This window comes from Paenibacillus sp. 8b26 (assembly GCF_050626875.1).
GTDB lineage: Bacteria > Bacillota > Bacilli > Paenibacillales > Paenibacillaceae > Paenibacillus.
The window spans coordinates 5,985,847-6,007,318 of record NZ_CP192445.1 but is presented as its reverse complement, the minus strand read 5'-3'; the positions used below and the strand labels follow the sequence as shown (position 1 = coordinate 6,007,318).

The 21,472-nt window shown below is 47.1% G+C and carries 19 protein-coding genes and 1 riboswitch; of the genes, 4 read left to right on the top strand and 15 right to left on the bottom strand.

Annotated features, from left to right (window positions below):
* Positions 1-2 precede the first annotated feature (2 nt).
* From ACQ4MX_RS27825 to ACQ4MX_RS27805, 5 genes are all read right to left on the bottom strand, one after another.
* On the bottom strand, positions 3-761 hold the full coding sequence (locus ACQ4MX_RS27825) for a DUF4247 domain-containing protein (RefSeq protein ID WP_431088518.1): 759 nt from the start codon (positions 759-761) through the stop codon (positions 3-5).
* A 13-nt stretch (positions 762-774) separates the two neighbouring features.
* Positions 775-1,281 carry a DUF4178 domain-containing protein gene (locus ACQ4MX_RS27820; protein ID WP_431088516.1) on the bottom strand — a complete coding sequence of 169 codons (507 nt, stop codon included), beginning with the start codon at positions 1,279-1,281 and terminating at the stop codon, positions 775-777.
* 26 nt (positions 1,282-1,307) lie between these two features.
* Positions 1,308-1,715, bottom strand: coding sequence for a DUF350 domain-containing protein (locus tag ACQ4MX_RS27815; protein ID WP_025682698.1), 408 nt, complete (start codon positions 1,713-1,715; stop codon positions 1,308-1,310).
* Between the two features lie 130 nt (positions 1,716-1,845).
* The gene (locus ACQ4MX_RS27810) at positions 1,846-2,514 is read right to left on the bottom strand and encodes a PspA/IM30 family protein (protein WP_025682699.1); all 669 of its coding nucleotides are present in this window, start codon (positions 2,512-2,514) and stop codon (positions 1,846-1,848) included.
* 116 nt (positions 2,515-2,630) lie between these two features.
* The gene (locus tag ACQ4MX_RS27805; RefSeq protein WP_431088514.1) at positions 2,631-3,653 is read right to left on the bottom strand and encodes an NADH:flavin oxidoreductase/NADH oxidase; all 1,023 of its coding nucleotides are present in this window, start codon (positions 3,651-3,653) and stop codon (positions 2,631-2,633) included.
* A 303-nt stretch (positions 3,654-3,956) separates the two neighbouring features.
* Between ACQ4MX_RS27805 and ACQ4MX_RS27800 the strand changes: the two genes are divergently transcribed.
* Positions 3,957-4,763: a polysaccharide deacetylase family protein gene (locus ACQ4MX_RS27800; RefSeq protein ID WP_431088512.1), complete on the top strand. Its 807-nt coding sequence runs from the start codon at positions 3,957-3,959 to the stop codon at positions 4,761-4,763.
* A 156-nt stretch (positions 4,764-4,919) separates the two neighbouring features.
* Here ACQ4MX_RS27800 and ACQ4MX_RS27795 read toward each other — a convergent pair whose 3' ends face one another.
* The 3 genes from ACQ4MX_RS27795 to ACQ4MX_RS27785 form a co-directional block, all read right to left on the bottom strand.
* Positions 4,920-5,588, bottom strand: coding sequence for a 3D domain-containing protein (locus ACQ4MX_RS27795; protein ID WP_431088510.1), 669 nt, complete (start codon positions 5,586-5,588; stop codon positions 4,920-4,922).
* A gap of 7 nt (positions 5,589-5,595) precedes the next feature.
* Positions 5,596-5,770, bottom strand: a riboswitch (cyclic di-AMP (ydaO/yuaA leader).
* A gap of 246 nt (positions 5,771-6,016) precedes the next feature.
* Positions 6,017-6,739: an amino acid ABC transporter ATP-binding protein gene (locus ACQ4MX_RS27790; protein WP_431088508.1), complete on the bottom strand. Its 723-nt coding sequence runs from the start codon at positions 6,737-6,739 to the stop codon at positions 6,017-6,019.
* Complete coding sequence (locus ACQ4MX_RS27785) at positions 6,726-8,189, bottom strand: ABC transporter substrate-binding protein/permease (protein WP_431088506.1); 1,464 nt, start codon at positions 8,187-8,189, stop codon at positions 6,726-6,728. Before ACQ4MX_RS27785 ends, ACQ4MX_RS27790 begins: the two co-directional genes overlap by 14 nt.
* Before the next feature lie 145 nt (positions 8,190-8,334).
* On the opposite strand from ACQ4MX_RS27785, the gene ACQ4MX_RS27780 reads away from it, so the two are divergent.
* Positions 8,335-9,513 (top strand): M20 family metallopeptidase, encoded by a 1,179-nt coding sequence (locus tag ACQ4MX_RS27780; protein WP_431088504.1) that lies wholly within the window; start codon positions 8,335-8,337, stop codon positions 9,511-9,513.
* Positions 9,514-9,555: 42 nt separating this feature from the next.
* Entirely contained in the window at positions 9,556-10,632 is a 1,077-nt protein-coding gene (locus ACQ4MX_RS27775) for a hypothetical protein (protein WP_431088502.1), read from the top strand.
* A gap of 115 nt (positions 10,633-10,747) precedes the next feature.
* Here the strand turns inward: ACQ4MX_RS27775 and glgA are convergent, their stop codons facing one another.
* A complete protein-coding gene (gene glgA, locus ACQ4MX_RS27770; protein WP_431088500.1) occupies positions 10,748-12,190 on the bottom strand; it encodes a glycogen synthase GlgA in 1,443 nt (480 codons plus the stop codon).
* Positions 12,191-12,244: 54 nt separating this feature from the next.
* A complete protein-coding gene (gene glgB, locus ACQ4MX_RS27765; protein ID WP_431088498.1) occupies positions 12,245-14,164 on the bottom strand; it encodes a 1,4-alpha-glucan branching protein GlgB in 1,920 nt (639 codons plus the stop codon).
* A gap of 237 nt (positions 14,165-14,401) precedes the next feature.
* On the opposite strand from glgB, the gene ACQ4MX_RS27760 reads away from it, so the two are divergent.
* Positions 14,402-15,628, top strand: a complete 1,227-nt coding sequence (locus tag ACQ4MX_RS27760; protein ID WP_431088496.1) for a glucose-1-phosphate adenylyltransferase — start codon at positions 14,402-14,404, stop codon at positions 15,626-15,628.
* Positions 15,629-15,725: 97 nt separating this feature from the next.
* On the opposite strand, the gene ACQ4MX_RS27755 is transcribed toward ACQ4MX_RS27760, so the two are convergent.
* The 5 genes from ACQ4MX_RS27755 to ACQ4MX_RS27735 all read right to left on the bottom strand — a co-directional run bounded on the left by ACQ4MX_RS27755 (position 15,726) and on the right by ACQ4MX_RS27735 (position 21,143).
* Positions 15,726-17,150, bottom strand: coding sequence for a sensor histidine kinase (locus ACQ4MX_RS27755; protein WP_431088494.1), 1,425 nt, complete (start codon positions 17,148-17,150; stop codon positions 15,726-15,728).
* A complete protein-coding gene (locus ACQ4MX_RS27750) occupies positions 17,147-17,845 on the bottom strand; it encodes a response regulator transcription factor (RefSeq protein WP_014281511.1) in 699 nt (232 codons plus the stop codon). The genes ACQ4MX_RS27755 and ACQ4MX_RS27750 overlap by 4 nt, the downstream gene beginning before the upstream one ends.
* 1 nt (position 17,846) lies before the next feature.
* Positions 17,847-19,181, bottom strand: coding sequence for a hypothetical protein (locus ACQ4MX_RS27745; protein ID WP_431088492.1), 1,335 nt, complete (start codon positions 19,179-19,181; stop codon positions 17,847-17,849).
* Positions 19,178-19,903, bottom strand: coding sequence for a phosphonate ABC transporter ATP-binding protein (locus ACQ4MX_RS27740; RefSeq protein ID WP_431088490.1), 726 nt, complete (start codon positions 19,901-19,903; stop codon positions 19,178-19,180). The genes ACQ4MX_RS27745 and ACQ4MX_RS27740 overlap by 4 nt, the downstream gene beginning before the upstream one ends.
* 82 nt (positions 19,904-19,985) lie before the next feature.
* Positions 19,986-21,143 carry an MFS transporter gene (locus ACQ4MX_RS27735; RefSeq protein ID WP_431088488.1) on the bottom strand — a complete coding sequence of 386 codons (1,158 nt, stop codon included), beginning with the start codon at positions 21,141-21,143 and terminating at the stop codon, positions 19,986-19,988.
* Positions 21,144-21,472 lie beyond the last annotated feature (329 nt).

The window sequence follows — 21,472 nt, the reverse complement described above, 5'->3', positions numbered from 1 at the left end:
CATCATCGTCGACTTCGTCGGCTGATTTTACCGGAACCGCTGCGTGTTTTAGGCTTGCTGTAAGATTTCCGCGGCGAATCAAAAATGCTGGAACCGCCACTGCTGCCCCGGTCACGTGAAATCGAGCCCCTGCTCGGTGAACTGCTGCTGGAGCCTCTGTCGAACAGACTGCCGCTGGAACCGACACTGGAATCAGACCCCTTACCCCTGCGGGTAACGGAACCCTTCCGCTCCACCGTAATCGGCGGGATCACTTTCTTCTCCTGCACCGTAGGTGCACGATACTGGCCCTGAGAAGGTCGGTATACATCTCTGCTTGAATACCCCCGGTAAGAGCCAGATCCGCGTAACGAATCAAACAGAGCATCCAGTACGGTAGCCGTTAAGTATCCTTTTAGAAAGCTGGAACTGTAATTTTGCTCGACATACTTCTTGCTGTCAATTTCAATTAATGTGTCTTCCTTCTTGGCTGGATCTTGCTGTAAATGGTACCATTCATCGCTGTACACCAGAAACATCCGCTCATTGCTCTGCGGCGACATTTGTTCCGGTTCACGCTGTTCTTTCAGTTCCTCCGCCACTTCCGGAACCGTTTTGCCTGCGGCGCGATACACGTACGAGGTCGAGTTGCCGCTGCCGCTGACCGATTCCAGCGGGTACGTATCTTTCACATTTGGCGCACCGCAGCCGCTTAACACGGATACGAACAAGCTCAGCGCCACAATGACCTTTAATGCATACTGCCAGGTGCGTTTGCCCATGTGTCACCCTCTCCTAGCTTGCCCGAATAACCTTGACGTCTCCGGTAATTACTTCTTCTCCTTCATATAGCATAAAGCGACCGTCCTGCCACTCTACACGCAGCAAATGGTAATCATCTGACTGATACTGCCAAACGTGCTGCTCTCCACCCTGTTGAAAAGGAGCACGGCCCATAACCGTAACTTGCCCAAAATACTGCTCTTCCAAATGATATGTTGTATCATCCAGCTCCAGAATCGTTGGCACTTCCTCCGGGTTGTCCAGTCTGCCGTCGATAGCCTGATACAGTCCAAATTGCAGCGTTTCCCGTTCCTCAATGTGAAGGTAGCTGACTTGATTACCATCCTGAAGCGTCAAAACAACGGCATTCCGAGCGCGGTTATGAACTCGGCCTACCACTTCATATGTGACAAGAGACACTTCACAGATATCGCCCGGATTTAAATGAAGCATGCTTTTTTCCGCTTTTGGTGGCTCCGGCTTGGCAAACAGATTTGAAATACGTTTCCATACACCCATGATGATTCCCCCTGCTTTTCTTTAGCCTAGAAACATGCCGCAATGATCAAAGCGCCGACCAGATGCAGCGTACCTGAAAACAGACCAAAGCCAATTTTGCCTTCCTGCGTGCCTTTATCCAGATCCAGCTGTGCCCAGTACCGAAGCAACAGACGAACGATAACTTCCAAAACAAACAGAATTACAAAAGCGATCACAGAATACACAAGCGCCTCCAGCAAATTGTTAGCTGTAGCAATCGAGCTTGACAAAATATACCCTTGTGCAAACAGCTTCATAATTAACCGGACCGTTACGGCCATATTACCGGCTTTCACTTCTGCAAAATCCTTATACTTCGTAAATAAAGAATCAATGTACATCAATACGAACAACAAAACGGCACCCGCGCCAGTCCATACAAGCATCGCTTTCATCGTTTCTAAAAAATGCATTTCATACCATCCTCCACATCTTCTTGACCTTCATATATGTTGATTTACGCCTCCGGGCAGGGAAAAGCGAAGGAGAAAACGGTTCCCCTTCGCTTCCTTAGCAACCACGCAGGCGGCCATGCTTATAACCTTATTTATTGTCGTATTGCTTCAACAAAGCGGCAAGCTCATCGTCCACGGCGCTTTTCTTATCAAGCTCCTTGAATTCCTCATCCAGCGATTTTTCCTTAGAGGACATTTCGTTGCTTGCTTCAGCACGCGCTTCTGCTTGCAGCATTTTTTCTTCCATACGCTTCAGCCCAGCAGTTGCCGTATCGGAGCTAAAACCATTCATCGCTTTGTTAATTTCTGTTTGCGCTTTGGCTGCATTATAACGGGCAACCAGCGTTTCACGCTTGTTCTTCATTTCCGTCAGTTGTCTGCGCATTTCATCCAGCTTACCACGCAGGTTATCGGCTGCCGCTTTATTCTGCTCGTAGCCCGTCTTGAACTCGGTCATTTTTTGCTCAGCAGATTTCTTTTCTTCCAACGCGCGGCGAGCCAGATCCACATTTTGCGCTTTTGCTGCCGTATGAGCCTGCTCTTCACGTTTTTTCACCAAAGCGGCCTGCTCTTCATATTGCTGTTTAAATCTCTTCTCAATGGCAATCTGAGCGGCTACCGCTTTCTCTGCATCTTCCAAGTCCTCTTGCATATCACGAATGTATTGATCCGTCATTTTAATTGGATCTTCGGCCTTGTCAATAATGGAGTTGATATTGGACATCGTAAGATCTCTTAAACGTTTGAAAATAGACATGTGAAGTTCCTCCTAGAGTTGAATGCTTAAATTTTAAGCTCTGTACACATGTTTACGCAAGCTTTGCAAATAGAGTTTCAAAAATATTATCCGATAAAATACATTTAAAGTACATTCTAAAAACCACGCAAGTATGGCTCCGGGATATCCGCCTGTACTTTCAGATCCCGCGATGCATGCAACGCCCAATACGGATCGCGCAGCATGGCGCGTCCTATCGCTACCAGATCAGCTTCTTTTTGCTGAATCACCCGCCGGGCATCCTCATAATCGTCCAGCAGACCGACAGCGATTACAGGTACATTCAGCTTTTCACGTATTTGATGTGCCAAATCCACCTGATATCCCGCTCGCGCAGATGGACCGCCGTTAGAACCAATCGGCCCCTCGCCACCAGAGGAAATGTGAAAAATATCCACACCTGCATCACGATATCGTTCCCCTATGCCCGCTATGTATTCCACATTATATCCGTTTTCAACATACTCTTTGGCGGATATCCGCATCAACACAGGCATATCAGACGGAAGTACCTCTTTAACAGCCTGAATCACTTCAACACCGAACAGCGATAGATCCTGTCCATACTCATCTTCTCTGGTGTTCGTTAAAGGTGAATGAAATTGATGGATCAGATAACCGTGAGCGCCATGAATTTCTACCGTATCAAACCCGGCTTCCACCGCGCGGCGCGCGCCTTCCTTATAAGCCTGAACCAGTTCCCTGGCTTCGGCTGTCGTTAAAGCATGCGGCTCCTTGAAACGTTCGCTAAAAGCTATCGAGGACGGTGCAACAGGCAAGTCGGCATCTTCAGCCTTTCGTCCGGCATGACCTAATTGAATTCCGATTTTGGCACCGTACTTGTGGACTTCCTCCACTATTTTGCGGTATGCAGGGATATGCTCGTCACTCCAAATGCCCAGATCATGATCTGTAATGCGTCCATCCGGGTGGACCGCTGTCATTTCCACAATAATCAGCCCGGTGCCACCTACTGCCCGGCTAACGTAATGGACATGATGCCAATCATTGGGATTTCCATCTTTGGCCTCCACGCTATATTGGCACATTGGGGGCATTACAATCCGGTTTTTTAAAGAGAGTCCCTTTAATTGATAAGGAGTAAACAAGTCGGTCACTTTGATCCATCCTTCCTTTAATTCCATGTCTCTACAATATGAATTGCAATCCCATTATACACCAGCTATCACTGGATACCGAATCCATTAAAAGGCTAAAAGCTGCGAAAATGCTGCTGTTTTCGGTCAGGTTTAATAGAATATATGCGTTTAGCTTCGTGATCTGCACTTACATCCGTTTCACAGGGCATTTCCACTCAACCTCTCAATAGTCTAACCCGTTCAGCGGCATAATTTCAACATGTCAGGTACATAATAAATGAAAGCAACCGAAGGAACCACTGCACGGAAAGGGGGATACATATGCCGTACAGGGTAATATTGCCAATCATGGCACTGTTACTAGCATTTTCGAGTTTTCCCGTTCACACGGATGCGCCTCCCGATGTCGGAACGACTCATCCCAAGGAAGCGGCCGTTGTTTCTTCAGCACACAAGAGCGGAGAACGAGCCACTCCCACATTAGCCATGCTTCGAAAAAAGCATGCGGATATTTTTAAAATGTGCGGCCCGCATACTCAGCAAATTGCCCTAACTTTTGATGACGTGCCCGATTCCCGGTATACGCCGCAGGTTCTGGACATTTTGCACGCGAATGGTATCAAAGCCACCTTCTTTATCGTCGGTCACCGTGCGGAAAAACACCCGGGCATGATTCGCCGTATCGTACGTGAAGGCCATGCCTTAGGCAACCATTCCTATACCCATCCGGATTTTAGGAAGGCATCACCGGAACGCTTTCGCAACCAGATTAAGAAAACAGAACATATTTTGGAGGCCACTGTCGGCTTTCGACCCAAGCTGATTCGCCCGCCCTATGGTGAAATTACGGAGCCTCAGCTCCAATGGGCGCGTCGTCACGGCTACATGATTGTAAATTGGAACGTAGACTCCCTCGATTGGAAGGGGCTCAGTAAAACACAAATTCAGCGTAATGTGATCCCGGCTACCGGACCAGGTTCCATCATTTTAATGCACGCAGGCGGTGGTCAAAGCTCCAACCTGAAAGGCACTGTTCAATCCCTGCCGGGTCTTATTCAAGCGCTGAAAGCCAAGGGGTACAAATTTGTCACGGTTCCACGGCTACTTCACACCTCGGAGCGGAAATAACAGTAAAGGGCTGTCTTACGAGCAGATGCATTCTGCTCGTAAGACAGCCCTTTTTTAATCGACAAAGCCCATATGAATCAGGACCGGCGATTAAGTTGTTTGATATTTGTTTACATAATATATATTATGTAAATATAATTCATTGGCTTATACAGTCTATTTATCAATGACGTACAGCTTCACATTTTGGAAACCAAAGTCATTCACAAAAGATGGACTTCCCGGAATGAAAATATCAATCCGTTTCCCCGTAATGGCGCTGCCCTTATCGCGAGCTACCGCTACAAAAGATTGATCCGGCAGCCCTGGATGGGAATAGCCTGTAACCAGCACTTTCGTACCCAACGGAATTACGTTGGGGTCTACCGCAATCGTACCGAGCTTAAGCGGATTTCCGAAATAGTCTACTGCTCCCCATTTTCCATTTTCACTGACTGCTGCGGAATACGCTGTGGCCTTCACATCAACTACTTTGCTGTAGTTAAATGTTTTGCCCCATGCTTCAACCTGTTGACCGTCACTGGCAGGCGCTTTCTCGGACAAAAGCCGAGGCTTCGAATCTGAAGCGACCTTTACCTTGTTCTCGTCCGGAACCTTAATTTGTACTCCTGCATATATATTGCTGGCAGTAACATCCGGGTTCTCCTTTTGCAGATCCTCTACAGATACCCCGTAACGCTGAGCAAGCAAAAAGAAGGTATCACCTTCCTTGGCGGTATGAAGCGAAGCGGCGTCCGCTACCCCTGCTGTCTGTGCCAATCCTGCGATAGCTGCGGCCAGCACTGCAAATTTCATTGTTTTTCCAATACGTTTCAGATGTTTCAAAAGATATGTACCTCCTCTAATATGCCTGCGAAGTTAGCTGTCGGATTCGGACTCAGGAGAAGCCCTATGCTTAATGCAATTCACCCCTAGGCACCTTCCATCCATTCGTATGAAGACGGATCAGAAGTGACTGCCGTTGTTACGTCCCCCGCACTTCCCATGATTTTGGGTCCCGCATTCAGCGCCTGTCGTTGCTGTCTGCTGCCCAGGTAAGTTTTGGCTCACTGCATAATATCACAATTTTGTAACCTTATCTGCATGAAAATGTTGGGAACCTTGAACATCATACTACATCTGTTACAATTTTGTCATCATGAAATCGAAATCAGTTACAAAAATCTGAACGAGGATGACAAAAAAAAGAAAAAGCCCTCCCGTCAAACTTCCACCGCGGAGGGCTTACTTCATAGCCTTTACAAGCTCATTTCTTACAAAACCTTGGCAAGAAAATCCCGGGTACGGTCATGGCTTGGTGTACCAAAAACCTGCTCCGGTGTACCTTGCTCCACAATTTGACCATTATCCATAAAAATAATGCGGTCTCCTACCTCGCGGGCAAAGCCCATCTCATGCGTTACGATGACCATCGTCATGCCACCCTCAGCCAGCTTCTTCATCACGTCCAGCACCTCTCCGACCATTTCAGGGTCCAAGGCGGAGGTCGGCTCATCGAAGAGCATCACATGCGGCTGCATCGCCAAGGCGCGTGCAATTGCAATCCGCTGTTTCTGTCCACCGGACAACTGGTTTGGAAAGGTGTCTTTTTTGTCTTCAAGTCCAACGGTACGCAGCAGCTCCAACGCAATTTTCTCTGCTTCCTTTGCTGACTGGCCTCTAACCTGAGTCGGCGCAAGTGTCAGATTTTGCAGTACTGTTTTGTGTGGGAACAGATTGAAGTGCTGAAACACCATGCCCATTTTCTCACGAGTTGCATTAATGTTGTGACCGCGTGCCGTAATCGGCTCACCCTCAAACAGAATCTCCCCGTCAGTCGGCTGCTCCAGCAGATTCATACAACGCAAAAATGTACTTTTTCCCGAGCCACTCGGTCCAATGACGACGACAACCTCGCCTTTGGCAATATCTACATTAATACCTTTTAAAATTTCATTTTTGCCGAACGATTTACGCAGTTGTTTAACGGTGATCACTGGCTCTCAACTTCCTTTCCCATAAACCCAACAGCTTCGACAAGCTGAATGTCATTACAAAATAAATAGCAGCCGCGATGACGAACGGACTTAATCCTTCGTAGGTGATGTTCTTAATGACTTGAGCCTGATACATAATATCCACCATACCGATGGTAGAAATGATGGAGGACTCTTTAATAATCGTAATAAATTCATTACCGATGGCAGGCAGTACGGACTTGAACGCTTGCGGTAAAATGACGTGACGCATAGCTTTGCCTCGTCCCATACCGAGTGAACGGGCTGCTTCCATCTGACCCCGGTCTACTCCCTGAATACCTGCACGGAAAATTTCAGCCAGATATGCCGAGCTATTCAGAGATAACGTAATAATACCGGACTGAAGTGGCGTAAAATTGACACCTAGCGTCAATGCAACCCCGTAATGGATGATCATAAGCTGTACCAGCATAGGTGTGCCACGCAGCACCTCCACGTACGCTGTACCCAACCACTCAATGATACGTATACCGCTCATCCGCAACAGAGAAATGATCAGACCAATGATAAATCCGAACAGTACCCCGAGGGCGGACAGCAACAATGTGTAGCCGATACCCGTAACGTAAAAACTGCGATATTTCCAAAATATATCCACAATGTTATGGGAAGAAGCCTGTCGATCCGCAGAGAGCGCGCTCGCTTCCGTGGAAAACTTTTCAATAGACCCATCTGCTTTCAGACGAGCCAGCGTTTTATTTACAGATGCCAGCAGTTCAGTATTTCCTTTACGAATACCTACAGCCGTTTCTGCTCCTGCTTCCTCAGGCACCGCCTTGGCAAGTGTTACAGTGCCATCCAATGTGTATCCTTTAGCGACAGTGTCTTCGATCACTACAGCATTCACACGTTGGGTCCGAAGCTGGAGCACCAGATCGGATATTTTGTCCAGTGAAGTTACTGAGGCATCGGGCACTTTCTGAGCAATTTCCTCTTGGATACTCCCCTTTTGTGCTCCGATCTTCTCGCCTTTCAAAGCAGCCATCGTCGAATATTTGTCCTTATCCTCCGGGCGTACCATAATCACTTGCTTGGAGTGGTAGTACACATCCGAAAAATCAATACTCTTTTTGCGTTCATCCGTCGGTGTCATACCTGACAGAACCAAGTCTACGCGGCCACTTTGCAGAGCAGGCAGTAACGAGTCAAAGCTCATGTCCTCAATGACCAGCTCTGCACCCAGATCCTTGGCAATTTCATTGGCGATATCAACATCAAAGCCAACAATGGTATCCTTACCGTTAACTACTTTATGAAACTCATACGGCGGAAAATCGGCACTCATGCCGAGTACAAGTTTTTGCTGTGTCTTCGCTTCCGTTCCGTATGCAGTGAGCATAGGAAGACCAGCCAGCAGCAAGATAACCGCCGTCAAAATCAGGGCGGTAAAACGATATGCCTTTTTCAATCTTTTTTTCTCTCCTTAAATTCTTTATAATAAATAAGATTGTGTCATTATAAATGAATATGCATGAATATGCAATGAATGTTATAGTACTATTTTATGATTTTCACAGTATGTAAATTACAGTTTCCACAAAGGAGTTTTTATCATGAATAGCAAAAATACGATTCAACGCACCATTGAGCAGCATGCAGCACGTTTCAAGGACATTTCTTTATATATTGGCGCCAACCCTGAACTGGGAAATGAGGAATTTTTGGCCTCTGCCCGTCTAAAAGAGGAATTGGTTTTTCACGGATTTGAAGTTCAGTCCCCTGTTGCGGATATAGAAACGGCTTTTATTGCGACTTATAAAGCAGCCAAACCCGGGCCGGTCATCGCTTTTCTGGCGGAATATGACGCTCTGAAAGGCTTGGGACACGCATGTGGACATCACTTGATCTGTATGATGAGTACAGGAGCTGGTGTCGGCCTCAAATCAGTCATTGACGAGATCGGCGGAGAAATACGAGTATACGGCACACCTGCCGAGGAAACGCGCGGTGCCAAGGTTCCCATGGCGGCTGCCGGTTTGTTTGATGATTGCGATATAGCGCTCATGACACATCCTTATGACCGCTATGAAAAATCCGGCAAATCGCTGGCAATTGATGCTGTACAGTTCGAATTCTTTGGAAAATCCGCTCACGCCGCTGCTAGTCCCCACGAAGGTATTAACGCGCTGGACGCAGTGATTCAAACGTTCAACGGCATTAATGCGTTCCGCCAGCAGGTGAAGAGTTCGGTACGTATTCACGGCATTATTAATCAAGGAGGCCAGGCAGCGAACATTATTCCCGATTATGCTTCTGCTCAATTTTATGTACGGGCTGCTACACGTCATGAACTGAATTCATTGACTCGCCGTGTCGTTCAAATTGCTGAAGGGGCTGCCTTACAAGCTGGGTGTCGTCTGGAAACCTCGAATTATGAAACATCTTACGATGAAATGGTGACCAACCGTGCGCTTTCCGATGCCTTTACCGCTAACCTGGTGCTGGCGGGCATTGCGCAGGAGAACATAACAGAGGGTGAAGATCACGGCTCTATGGATATTGGAAATGTGTCGCTGCACTGTCCTGCCATTCATCCTTACATTCAAGTTATTGACGAGAAGCACGCCTTGCATACACCTGAATTCCGCGATTTGGCGATGCAGGATCGGGCGCTGGAAGGAATGTTGTTAGCCGCCAGAACCCTGGCATGGACCGCCTGTGATGTAATTACGAAACCTGAATTGCTGGCTCAAATCAAGGAAGAATTCGCTCTGCTGAAAAGCGAACGTTAATTTTTTAAAATTACGCCTTCTTTCCAGAAAGGAGCATTCAAAATGAATAATATGAGCAGCTTTTGGGCGTTGTTTATTGTGGTCGACATCATTATTTTGTGGTTTTTTTTCCGAGCATTATACCGAAGGAACCGTGGAAACCGAAAGACACGTCGACGTAATGCATTTTTTCTTAGCTCCCCGTCCCCCTCTTCCCTTGAACAGGGGCGCCATAAAGAAATTGTAGAACTGATGCAGCTTTTGGAACGATCTATTCCAGCCTCCTACGCTCATAGCGTCAGGCAGCGTGTAATAAAAGCCCATCCTCACCTAACGGAGCAGGAATACGATTGGCGCTGGAATGAGCTAAAACGATATTTTATGCTATGCGCCATTATGAATCGGGTGCCGATGTTTAGTCCGGATGTAGATGAACTGTGGCACGAAATGCTGATGTTTACGCGGGAGTACCAGCAATTCTCGGAAGCCTTCTTTGGTCGCATGCTGCACCACGCCCCTCATTCCAGCTCACAGCCGATGCCGGATGAAAGGGCATGGTTTGACTGGCTGTATATGGAATGCTTTGGCTGGAACCGCTATAGTGCGAGCTTATGGGGGGCTTTTTTTAATCATCCATTACCGAATAACGAGCTTGCACACTATTACAAGCTGGCAACTTCCGGGCAGCCAGCAGGCGACCGTTGGAATACGCAAGAGGGTATGGGCATCTCTCAGCAGGCACAGCAAGCGGTTCAGAGGATTGTGGACCATCTACGTATCCTGGTAAATGAAGCTGTAGATGATCCAGATGGCAAGCGACTGCCGAAGGTCAACTATTTGCAAAGTGAATATCTACTGCTGGCCGTCGTATGGTATTCCTGGTATCAACCCCAACAGTTTGCCTTGCACATGCATCCGGATACTACAGGAAGTGCCGCATTAGCAAGCTCATCAGGCTGTAGTTCAGCAAGTGGCTGCTCCAACTGGGATACGCACCACTCGCACCATCACTCTTCCCACGGTAGCTCCCATGATGGAGGTTCATCTCACCACGATTCAGGTGATTCCGGCAGCAGCCATTCTTCGTGCAGCAGTAGCTTCTCATGCGGAAGCAGCTGTGGTGGAGGCGGAGGCGACTGATCACATCAAAAAAAGGGCATTCCCCAGCCACTCTTGGCTTCATGAGGAATGCCCTTTTTCCATTGTACATTGTCAATTCTGCATCATTTGAACACTTTTACCCAGTACACTCAGTTCATTCGTTTCCAATCAGTGAACGGTAAATATCCAGATACGCTCCCGCCGACACATCCCAGCTGTACTCTCCTGCAAAAGCAGTGTGTGTAAGCTTGGACCAATGCTCAGGCTGGCGATAAAAATCAACCGCACGACGAATTGTATGCAGCATATCATGTGCATTGTAGTTTTTAAAGCTAAAACCGTTCCCTTCGCCTGTAGACTCGTTGTAAGCATGTACGGTATCGTTCAGACCGCCCGTTTCCCGTACAATGGGAATGCTACCATAGCGAAGCGCCAGCAATTGGCTGATCCCGCAAGGCTCAAACCTCGACGGCATAAGGTACATATCGCTTGCAGCATAAATTTTACGGGACAAAGGTTCACTGAATGCCAGCTGCGCAGACATTTTCAAGGGATAACGTCCGGCCGCTTCCCGGAACCAGTGCTCAAAGGCCGGATCTCCCGTGCCTAGCACGACAAACTGAATATCATCATAGTACATGATCTCATCAAGTATCCTTGTTACCAGATCCAGTCCCTTCATATCCACAAGTCGGGTTACCATCGCAATTAAAGGCACATCTGGTCGTACCGGCAAACCCAGTTCCTTTTGCAGACCGATCTTGTTTTCCTTTTTCTTGACCAGACTGGTGCGGTACTTCGTATAAATACGATTGTCCGTAGCAGGATTGTAGCTTTTGGTATCAATTCCGTTCACTATACCCGATAAACGCCCCTGCTCTCCCAGCTTACGCAGCAGCCCTTCCAGCCCATATCCGTAAAATTCTGTCTGAATCTCCTCTGCATAGGTAGGACTTACTGTGGTGACATGATCCGAGTAGGTCAGCCCGCCCTTCATAAAATTCAGTCTGCCATGATACTCCACACCCTCAGGGGTAAAATAGCTATTGTCGAGATTCAGCAGTTCCGTTAAGACCTCATATGGAAAATCCCCCTGATACAGCAGGTTATGTATCGTAAACACGGTGCGAATATCACTGTAAAAGGGCAAATGACGGTAATTGGCGTTCAATAGCAACGGTACCATCGCGATATGCCAATCATGACAATGTAAAATATCCGGCTGGAAATTCAAATCAGGCAATACTTCCAAAATCGCCCGGTTAAAAAAGGAGAAGCGTTCGCCATCATCCATATAGCCGTAAATCCCTTCACGACCGAAGTAATATTCATTATCTATAAAATAAACCTTAATTCCGTCCAGCGTCAGTTCCTCTACTCCGCAATACTGATCACGCCAGCCTACAGCGACATGCTTGACCGTTACCGGACGCAGTGACTTCTTATAAGTATCGGAAACCCCCGCATATTTAGGCAAAATGATTCGGACGTCGCACCCTGCCTGAAGAAGGGCCTTCGGCAGTGCACCAATGACATCAGCCAACCCGCCTGTTTTAATAAATGGATGTGCTTCTGCTGCTGCAAATAGAATCTTCATATATGCTTCCTCCTTAATGACCTCAATCCTATTTTAAACCAGTTGTAACATGGATTAATCCGCCTTTTTAATCCGGGGTGCTTTCTTCAATATAACGACGCTCAGCGGCGGAATGGTCACCTCCAGGCTGTGCAGTTGTCCATGGCAAGGGATCTTGGTCGTGCGCAACACTTCGGTGTTCAACTGTCCACTACCACCGAAGTCCGAGTGATCACTATTCAGCAACTCAATATAGCTGCCTGATTTTTCCAAACCAATTCGGTAGTGATCTCTTAACACAGGCTGAAAATTGATGAGAACGACCAGTGTATCTCCCGGTTTTTTACCTTTACGCAGATACGTAATTACGCTCTGCCCACGGTCCTCGGCCTCAATCCACTGATAGCCATCCCACGAATGATCCAGCTCCCATAATGCTTTTTCCTGTATATACAAATGATTCAACGCTTTCGTAAAAGCGTGCAGCGTACGGTGGCTGCCATAATCCAGCAGAAACCAGTCAAGCTGCTCCTCATCTTTCCATTCGATAAATTGGCCGAATTCCCCTCCCATAAATAACAGCTTTTTACCCGGTGAGGTGATTTGGTAACCGAGAAGCGCTCGAAGCCCGGCAAATTTTTGTTCATAGCTACCCGGCATTTTATCAAGCAGCGACTTTTTACCATGAACGACCTCATCGTGCGACAACGGCAGTGTAAAATTCTCGCTGTATGCATAGGCTATGGGGAACGTCAGCAAATTATGGCGCTCGGGTCTCTGATCGAAATCCGTTTCGATATAATCAAGCGTATCGTTCATCCAGCCCATATTCCATTTGTAATTGAAGCCGAGTCCTTCATCACTTACCGGGGAAGTCACCATCGGCCATGCACTGGACTCCTCTGCCATCATCAGCGCATACGGATAATAGCGGAAGACTGTTTCATTCAATTGTTGAAGGAAGGCAATAGCCTCCTCATTTTCAATACCTCCCTTGGAGTTAAAACGATATTGACCCTCCGGCTTTTCAAAATCCAGCCGCAGCATACTCGTCACAGCATCTACGCGCAGGCCGTCAATGTGGTACACGTCCATCCAGAACAACGCATTGGATATCAGGAAAGAACGCACCTCCGGCTTGCTGTAATCGAACGTCAGCGTTCCCCAGCCGGGCTTTTCCGCAATCAGCGGGTCCGCGTATTCGAACAGCGGCGATCCATCAAACAGTCTCAAACCATGAGCATCCTTGGCGAAATGAGCCGGAACCCAATCCATAAGCACCCCAATGCCTGCCTGATGACAACGATCCACCAAATACATAAAATCATGCGGTTCCCCATAACGGCTTGTCAGCGCAAAATATCCGGTAAGCTGGTACCCCCAGGAAAGATCATACGGATGCTCACTGAGTGGCATAAGCTCAATATGCGTGTAACCCATTTCCGTTACATAGGGCACAAGAAGCTCAGCCATTTCCCTGTATGTATAAAACGTACCGTCTTCTTTTTGTCTCCAGGTGCCCAAATGCAGCTCGTATATATGAAGGGGTTTTCCATAAGGCTCTCTCCTTTTACGCCGCCAAGCCGCGTCGTTCCAAACATAGCCCTCCAGTGAAGCGACCACGGAAGCCGTTGCCGGCCTTAATTCTGCGCGTACCGCGTAAGGGTCTGCTTTTAGAAAACATTCACCATTTGCACCCGTAATATGATATTTGTAAAAAGTTCCTTGGGATATACCCGAAAAAAAGCGACTCCAAACGCCGGATTCGGGAACTCTATATAAGGAATCCTGTTCCCCATTCCAGTTGTTACGATCTGTAGCAAGCCCGACATGGAGAGCATGAGGAGCCCAGACCGTAAAACGGACGCCCTGTTCTCCGTTCTCCACAGTAAGGCGGGAACCCAAAGATCGGTAGCTGTGATAAAGCGTTCCTTCGTGAAACAAATAAATATCTTCCGGCGATACAGCCTGTTGCGGGAGAGTTTGGTCTGTCATCACGTCACCACCTTTATATGTTTGTTAGAACAAAATGTATGATTCGGAAATACATTTGCTTTCCAGTCAAAGCTGACTTGGGTTATTACCCCATTCTAGCCACAATGAACAGAAAAATGACTATGAAAAAAATAAACCTTAAATTTTGGGGGATCTTACACACCTGATGGTTTCAAGAGCACCCCATACCGTTTATGTATGTACTACAACAGACAACTAAACCGGGAGGGAAACGAAATGTTTAATAAAGAATGCATTGCCATGCTGCTGGCAGGCGGAGAGGGACGCCGTCTTGCTCCCCTTACTTCAACGATTGCAAAACCCGCCGTACCCTTTGGTGGTCATTACCGAATTATCGATTTTCCTCTCAGCAACTGTGTTAATTCAAACATCGATACTGTAGGTGTGCTGACGCAATATGAGGCAGAATCCTTGCACGAGCATATTGGAGATGGAACTCCTTGGGGTCTTACCAAAACGAACGACAAGGGAGTTACCTTACTTCCATCTTATAATACAGACAACGCTGAATATTTGGGAACGGCAGACGCCATTCATAAAAATATCGAATATATAGACAGTCAAAATCCGGAACACGTGCTTATTTTATCCGGTGATCATATTTACTATATGAATTATCGTGAAATGCTGAACTATCATAAGGAAAAAGTTGCTGCGGCTACGATTTCCGTTATGGAAGTACCTTGGGATGAAGCGCACCGCTTTGGCGTTATGAGTGCCGACGAGGAGCTGCGTGTCACAGAATTTGCCGAGAAGCCAGAAAAACCGGAAAGTAACCTGGCCTCCATGGGCATTTACCTGTTCAAGTGGGATTATCTGAGAAAATATCTACTTGAGGACGCAGAGGATGCCCAATCCAGCCATGATTTTGGTAAAGACATCATTCCAAAAATGCTGGCGGATCAAGAATCCCTATTCGTTTATGAATTCCAAGGCTACTGGAAGGATGTAGGTACTGTTAAAAGCCTGTGGGATTCCCATATGGATCTGTTGCAAGAGGATTGCGCCATTGACCTTCAACGGAAGGACTGGCCTATGTATACGCGTGAACGCCGTACAAGGTTGAGCGCACACAAGCAATCTAACCGCAAAACGGATTCATTGGATAGCCTTCTACATGATTCTTGCCAAGTAGAAGGTCAAATCGAACGTTCTGTCGTATTTAGCGGCGTCGAGGTAGGTAAAGGATCAGCTATTAAGGAAAGTATCGTTATGCCTAACACCCGTATCGGACGTAATGTGCATATTGAGCACGCGATTATCGGGGAAGGTGCTGTAATTCGTGACGGTGCAGTCATCAAGGGTAACCCGAGTGAAATTATGGTTATCGGACCAAATGAAACAGTGTTCGGCAAAATGGCGGTACGCCCACAAACGGCCCGCATGCTGAAAGAAGCTTATGAGCGCAACACACGTTTGCGCGCTGAAGGTTTTACTTCATAATGGAACGAAAAACGTCAAACAGCCAGCACCCCGCTATAGTGAGGTGCTGACTGTTTTTCTAATTTAAATCTGTTTAACTAACTTTTAGGTTACATAACTAGCCTTGAGTGAGTTGCGGTGGCTCTACGGGTTGCTCGGCTTGCAATGCAGGCAATGAAACTGTAATGGTGGTGCCTGCTCCCAATTCACTCTTGATGAGCATTTGCCCTTGATGGCGCTCCACAAACTGCTGTGAGATTGCCAATCCCAATCCCGTACCACCATTCTGATGGTCTACCTGGAAAAAGCGGTCCCTTACTCTGGCAAGATTCTCCGCGCTAATCCCGATTCCTGTGTCTTGCACAGATACCTCGATGTTGTCTGCGATCCGTTGCAGAGACAGAAAAATAATAGAGCTTTCATGCGAAAACTTGATGGCATTGTCCACAATGTTTAAAAACACCTGTTTCAGACGGTTGCCGTCGCCATGAACCAGATATGCTGTTTTCTCCGAGTCCAGTTGGAGTTTAATTTGCTTCATTTCCGCCTTGGCCCATACGTTCAGCATAACTTCCTGTAAAAGCTCCCGTAGATCCACTGTTCCCATGACAAGCTTCATTGCGTTTTGCTCCAGCTTGGAAAAATCGAGAATTTCCTCCACCAGACCGATTAACCTGTCAGTTTCTTTGGAAATAATTCGCATCCCAATCTTCGTCTCCTCTGGGTCAAAGCCGCCGGAATCTAACGTTTCACTCCAGCCTTTAATGGAAGTCAACGGCGTGCGCAGTTCATGAGATATGGATGAAATAAAATCATCTTTGATTTGATTCGTTCTGACAATTTCTTGCGCCATGTAGTTTAGTGTCGAAGCCAGCTCACCCAACTCATAACGATAATCGCCTTTAATACGTGCATCGAATCGTCCTTGCGCCATTTGAGCTGATACATCGCGGATATTGTTAATCGGCCTAACGATGGAATTAGCGAGACCTGTACTGACCACAAATACAATAATTAGTACAGCTGCCATGATACCAAGGGAAAACAGCGTAATCGTAAACAGCTTGTCGTTGACCTTTTCCAGAGAGGTGGTAAACCGTACAATGTAGACCTGATCTCCGACAATATTGTCCAGTTTTTTGGATACCGCCATCACCTGCTGCCCCGTACCCGGTTGCTTCCCGATCCAGCTACCCGTATCCCCCGCTAACGCTTGTGGCACATCGCTCGTTTGCACACTTATATCTGCCGCGAAGTTCGTCGAGTTATCAATTACATTTCCCTGTTCATCGAGTAATTGAAATTCCGTGTTGGGCAAAGAAAATGTATTCAACAAATACGATTGCAAAGACTGTTCTGGGTCTTTGAATTTAGGTGCAAACTCACCTACTGATTCAATACGGCTTTCGATGTGTTTATAAATTGTGTCGTAGTAGTACCCCCGGATTGCAAACATGAAAATGGTTTCTACCAACAGAAGCGCCAAGAACACCACAAAAAAATAGTGAAGCACAATCTGTCTGCGAATTCCTTTTTTAATCATTGAGCCTGACCTTTCCATTTATATCCATGTCCCCAAACCGTTTGCAAAAAGGCGGGCTCAGAAGGATTGTTTTCAATTTTTTGACGCAACCGCCGGATGTTCACATCCACGATTTTTGGATCCCCCATATACTCCTTGCCCCACACGTGGTCAAGCAAAACATCCCGGCTGAGCGGTGTATTTTCTTTTTCAAGAAAAAATTGAATCAGGGAAAACTCTGTTGGCGTCAGCTCAATCAGCTGCCCGTTTTTCTTAAATTGCTTGGCAATCAGATCCAGCGTGAACGGACCGGACTGAAAGGATACTTTGGCTGCCGTCTCGCGGTGTACATTTACCCTCCGCAGCAGCGATTGAATACGGGCAATGAGCTCCGTCGGGCTGAAGGGCTTGCTGACATGATCATCAGCCCCTACCGACAGGGCATATACTTTATCTTGCTCCTGAACCTTCGCCGTGAGAAAAATAATACCAATTCGCTCATTCGTTTCCCGAATTCTTCGACAGACCTCGAAACCGTCCATGCCCGGCACCATTACATCGAGCAATGCGATATCAATATCCCGTACCGTGTTCAAAATATTAAGAGCCTCATGCCCATCCGCCGCCTCCAACACCTCGAAACCGTTTCGTTTCAAATTTATAACGATAAAGCTGCGAATGGATTCCTCGTCTTCCATGATTAAAACTTTACTCACTCTATTCTACCTGCCTTTCCCCCAACTTGTTTTTAATGGTTTTACGTGGTTCCAGCTCACTGGATCGCTTGATTCCGATCACCTGTGCATTGGTTCGCCATAACTGGCTATATCCTTCATTGTTTCGCTCCCATTGCGACAACGAGAAATATTTAATTTCTGCAATCGTTTTGTCTGTATTGTCCAGAATGAACCGCAAATAGCTGTCCTTCTTTGATACTTTCGGATCAATGGTTACCTTGCCGTGCAGTTCCTTCGGCAGTCTGAAATAGATCTGATCATTGGAGTCGCGATACTGTTGCTGTTTGAAAATCGTTCCCTTTGCACCATCCCACTGATAGAACGAGACAAAATACGGGACTTCATCCAGCGGCCTGTTGAACCATCCTTTCGGCTTCTCTAGATTGCCAAATTCCAGAATGCCATCACCATCCACATCACCGCTAGTAATGGTAGCATCCTTAAAGGTCACATCCATGAGATCAAGTTTTTTGAGCTTGCTGTGGTCCATCACAATGACGTTGGACACCGTAGTTGTCTGGGCAATCTTGGTATCTATAATGATACCCTGCCTGCCCTCGGCTACCTTACCAGCGACGACATTGTAGATACTAAGCGTCTGACTGTCCAAATCCAGCGATCCGATTTCCTTAAACGTTCCCCCGCTGAATTGAAATGTTTTGACCGTGAAAAATTCATTACGGCGCAGCGTGATAATCGTCAAGTCATTTAAATTGTCCCCGTTCAAGTCCATCTTGTTATGATTAAAATCGTCTACGACGAAGTCCGTATAACCAGTAGCATATATTTTCTCCAAAGTTCCTCCGGTATAAGAATACACGATGAGTCCCTTCTGATCGTTACCATCACCGCTATCCCCGCTGGAAAAGCCTGCTACAATATCTAGCGTACCATCATTCGTTACATCAACCAGTTTGAACGATTCCAGTACAGTACCTTCTCCGTCAAACGTCAGCTTCTTTACCCACGTTCCGTTCTGATCCTCGAACAACGCTCCATGTATTTTTACACTTTCATCTGGCGTTTCATAAAAAAGTACCGCTTCGTCTGTACCATCATTGTTCAGATCCCCCGTACGAATCGGCGTCGGGTCATCGGGGTCATTCGGGCGCAGAGGCTGCACCATTCCAAGCTGCGTAACCACTGCACCATTCAACTGCTGTTTCTCGTCAGACATCATCGGTGACTGCATGAGCGAAATCGGGTCACTAATGACATTACAGCCGCTTAAAAATCCAACAAGGAGCAGTGATACACAGCAACCGGTTAATATTCTCAACAACATCATTTTCACTTCACTTGCCGTCCCCTTCACAATTTGTTCTTTTCCACCTGTGTCAGTCGTCTGCCCTGAATATCAAATACGAGTTCGCCGCCGTTCAATCCCCATATGCGTGAAGCAAAGCGTTCAGCCATTTCCAGCGGCAGTACGGTGATTATGGTCACCCGTTCGTCTGAGCATAGCTTGCGGAAGGTATCCATCACATGAGCTGCTGAAGTCGGGTCAAGTCCATTTACAGGCTCATCAGCCAAAATGACCTTGGCTCCGTGAACGAGCGCTCGTGCAGTCGCTACCCTTTGCCGCTCACCACCACTAAGCTTGTCGCATTTGTCATGGGCCTTATCCAGCAAGCCCAGTTCCTCCAACACGTCCATTGCTCCCATATAATCGTCAGAACGCACCATTCCGGTCACCATTCTCCATAATGGAGTCTGACCCGATCTGCCGATCAGCACATTTTTGAGAGCGGTCCGATTCATATTTAAATGCGGATTTTGCTCCAGGTATGCCCATTCCCGCTTTATTTTCATTTTGCCCGTCCATCCGGATTTCAGCACATCATGGCCGTCCACCATCAGACTGCCTTCCTCCCATGGCTCTTGCAAAGCAAGACAGCGCAGCAGTGTGGTTTTTCCACTTCCGCTCGGTCCCACTACGGCTATCAGTTCGCCCGGGTGAATTTCAGCATTAATCCCGCGAAGTAACGGGGTCCGTTCCGGCCCCACTTGCTTGGTCAGCTTCTGTATTCTGATCATCTTTGTGATTCCCCTTTGTCCGCCATCAATACTGTCTATAGTTTATAGTAAATGTGAAACAAATACCATGCAAACCGCAGTTTTATGCCGTCGATATTCTTTTTCGGAATAACAATCCCAACAACCCGAAAACGACGTAGCTGCCCCCGAGAACCAGAAACATGCTGCCTTGGGTTCCATAGTCCAGTAGCGCCCCGCTAATGTTAGGTCCAATCACACTTCCCAGATTAAAATGAAAGGATGCCAGCACATTGGCGGCGGCTAATAACGATTTGGGTAGCAAATCAGCAGCATAGGCCAGACCCAGGGAGAAAAAGGAGCCGACCAACCCCCCTGCCACCGTCAACAATACTAATGTCAGCATAAAATGTTTGCCGCTCCACGGTATCAACATAAAGATCAATCCACCCGCTATCCCTACGCTTATAAGCACCTTTTTACGGCCCCAACGATCACTCCATATACCTAGCGGCAGTTGAAGTACTAATCCACCTAAGCTGACAAAGGGCAGCAACGCGGCAATCTCATCGGTATGAAAGCCAATGCGAAGACCATATACCGGAAAGTTGCTGTTCAGACTGGCTTCCATATAACCGTACAAAAATGCAGGCAGCAGTGCGTACCATGCCCAGCTATAGCTGCGCCGGAATCTTTGTGCTGGACGCGCCTCGGTTTCCAGCTTTTCCGGTCTGGAATCCGGCAGCTTAATGAGCACCAGCAGCAGAACGAGCAAGCACAGCAAGGCCAGCGCTGCAAATGGAACCAGCATCCCGTAATCAAGTAACCACAATCCAAGCGGTCCCAATGCAAACCCCAGACCGTAGGACATGCCATAAAAAGAAATGTTGCGCCCGCGATTCTCTGCCGGAGTCACCAGCAGTATCCACAGTTGGGCAGAATAATGCAATGCACTGTCCCCGATTCCGACTAGCAATCGCAGTATGAACCACACCCGGATATCGGGGATTAGAGGGAATAGCAGCAGCGTAAAAAGCACAAGCACAAGCCCTCCAGCCATCAGCTTTTTGAAGCCCAACCATCCCAATGTCCGTTCAGCTACCAGCGTCATAGCAAATGAACCAATATACAACGCTGCGGCATTCATTCCGTTCAGCGAAGAAGAAACTCCCATCTGTTCCAAAGATATAGACAAAATCGGCAGCAGTAGCCCTTGACACAATCCGGCCACAACAATAACCGCAATTAAGATAAAGTAATGCACCCGCATGGACGACGACATTATGCTTCCTCCAGATATAACATATAAAATATCAATATCGTAAAATGAATGTTAAGGAATGATTTGCATTTGATTCCATAATCAATAGATATTCTTATTACTATGTATAGCGGTCACGCAAACACAACCAAACTACATGCAAATTCCGGTATTTTTAGGGCATAAAAGAAAGGATGAAAAAAATCGCCATCTAAGATGACGATTTTACGGAAAGCATGTCTGATAAGTAACCGACTCCGCATCGTTAGGGAGCCTTGTATGTTCAATCCGAACCGAATCACGTCACAGCGCACTATTATATATTATAGTGGACAATGCCCAGCAGAACA

Excerpts from the sequence above, each read along its gene's own strand:
- ACQ4MX_RS27825 (WP_431088518.1), bottom strand. The coding sequence starts at position 761 with ATGGGCAAACGCACCTGGCAGTATGCATTAAAGGTCATTGTGGCGCTG.
- ACQ4MX_RS27820 (WP_431088516.1), bottom strand. The coding sequence starts at position 1,281 with ATGGGTGTATGGAAACGTATTTCAAATCTGTTTGCCAAGCCGGAGCCA.
- ACQ4MX_RS27815 (WP_025682698.1), bottom strand. The coding sequence starts at position 1,715 with ATGCATTTTTTAGAAACGATGAAAGCGATGCTTGTATGGACTGGCGCG.
- ACQ4MX_RS27810 (WP_025682699.1), bottom strand. The coding sequence starts at position 2,514 with ATGTCTATTTTCAAACGTTTAAGAGATCTTACGATGTCCAATATCAAC.
- ACQ4MX_RS27800 (WP_431088512.1), top strand. The coding sequence starts at position 3,957 with ATGCCGTACAGGGTAATATTGCCAATCATGGCACTGTTACTAGCATTT.
- ACQ4MX_RS27780 (WP_431088504.1), top strand. The coding sequence starts at position 8,335 with ATGAATAGCAAAAATACGATTCAACGCACCATTGAGCAGCATGCAGCA.
- ACQ4MX_RS27775 (WP_431088502.1), top strand. The coding sequence starts at position 9,556 with ATGAATAATATGAGCAGCTTTTGGGCGTTGTTTATTGTGGTCGACATC.
- glgA (WP_431088500.1), bottom strand. The coding sequence starts at position 12,190 with ATGAAGATTCTATTTGCAGCAGCAGAAGCACATCCATTTATTAAAACA.
- glgB (WP_431088498.1), bottom strand. The coding sequence starts at position 14,164 with ATGACAGACCAAACTCTCCCGCAACAGGCTGTATCGCCGGAAGATATT.
- ACQ4MX_RS27760 (WP_431088496.1), top strand. The coding sequence starts at position 14,402 with ATGTTTAATAAAGAATGCATTGCCATGCTGCTGGCAGGCGGAGAGGGA.
- ACQ4MX_RS27755 (WP_431088494.1), bottom strand. The coding sequence starts at position 17,150 with ATGATTAAAAAAGGAATTCGCAGACAGATTGTGCTTCACTATTTTTTT.
- ACQ4MX_RS27740 (WP_431088490.1), bottom strand. The coding sequence starts at position 19,903 with ATGATCAGAATACAGAAGCTGACCAAGCAAGTGGGGCCGGAACGGACC.
- ACQ4MX_RS27735 (WP_431088488.1), bottom strand. The coding sequence starts at position 21,143 with ATGTCGTCGTCCATGCGGGTGCATTACTTTATCTTAATTGCGGTTATT.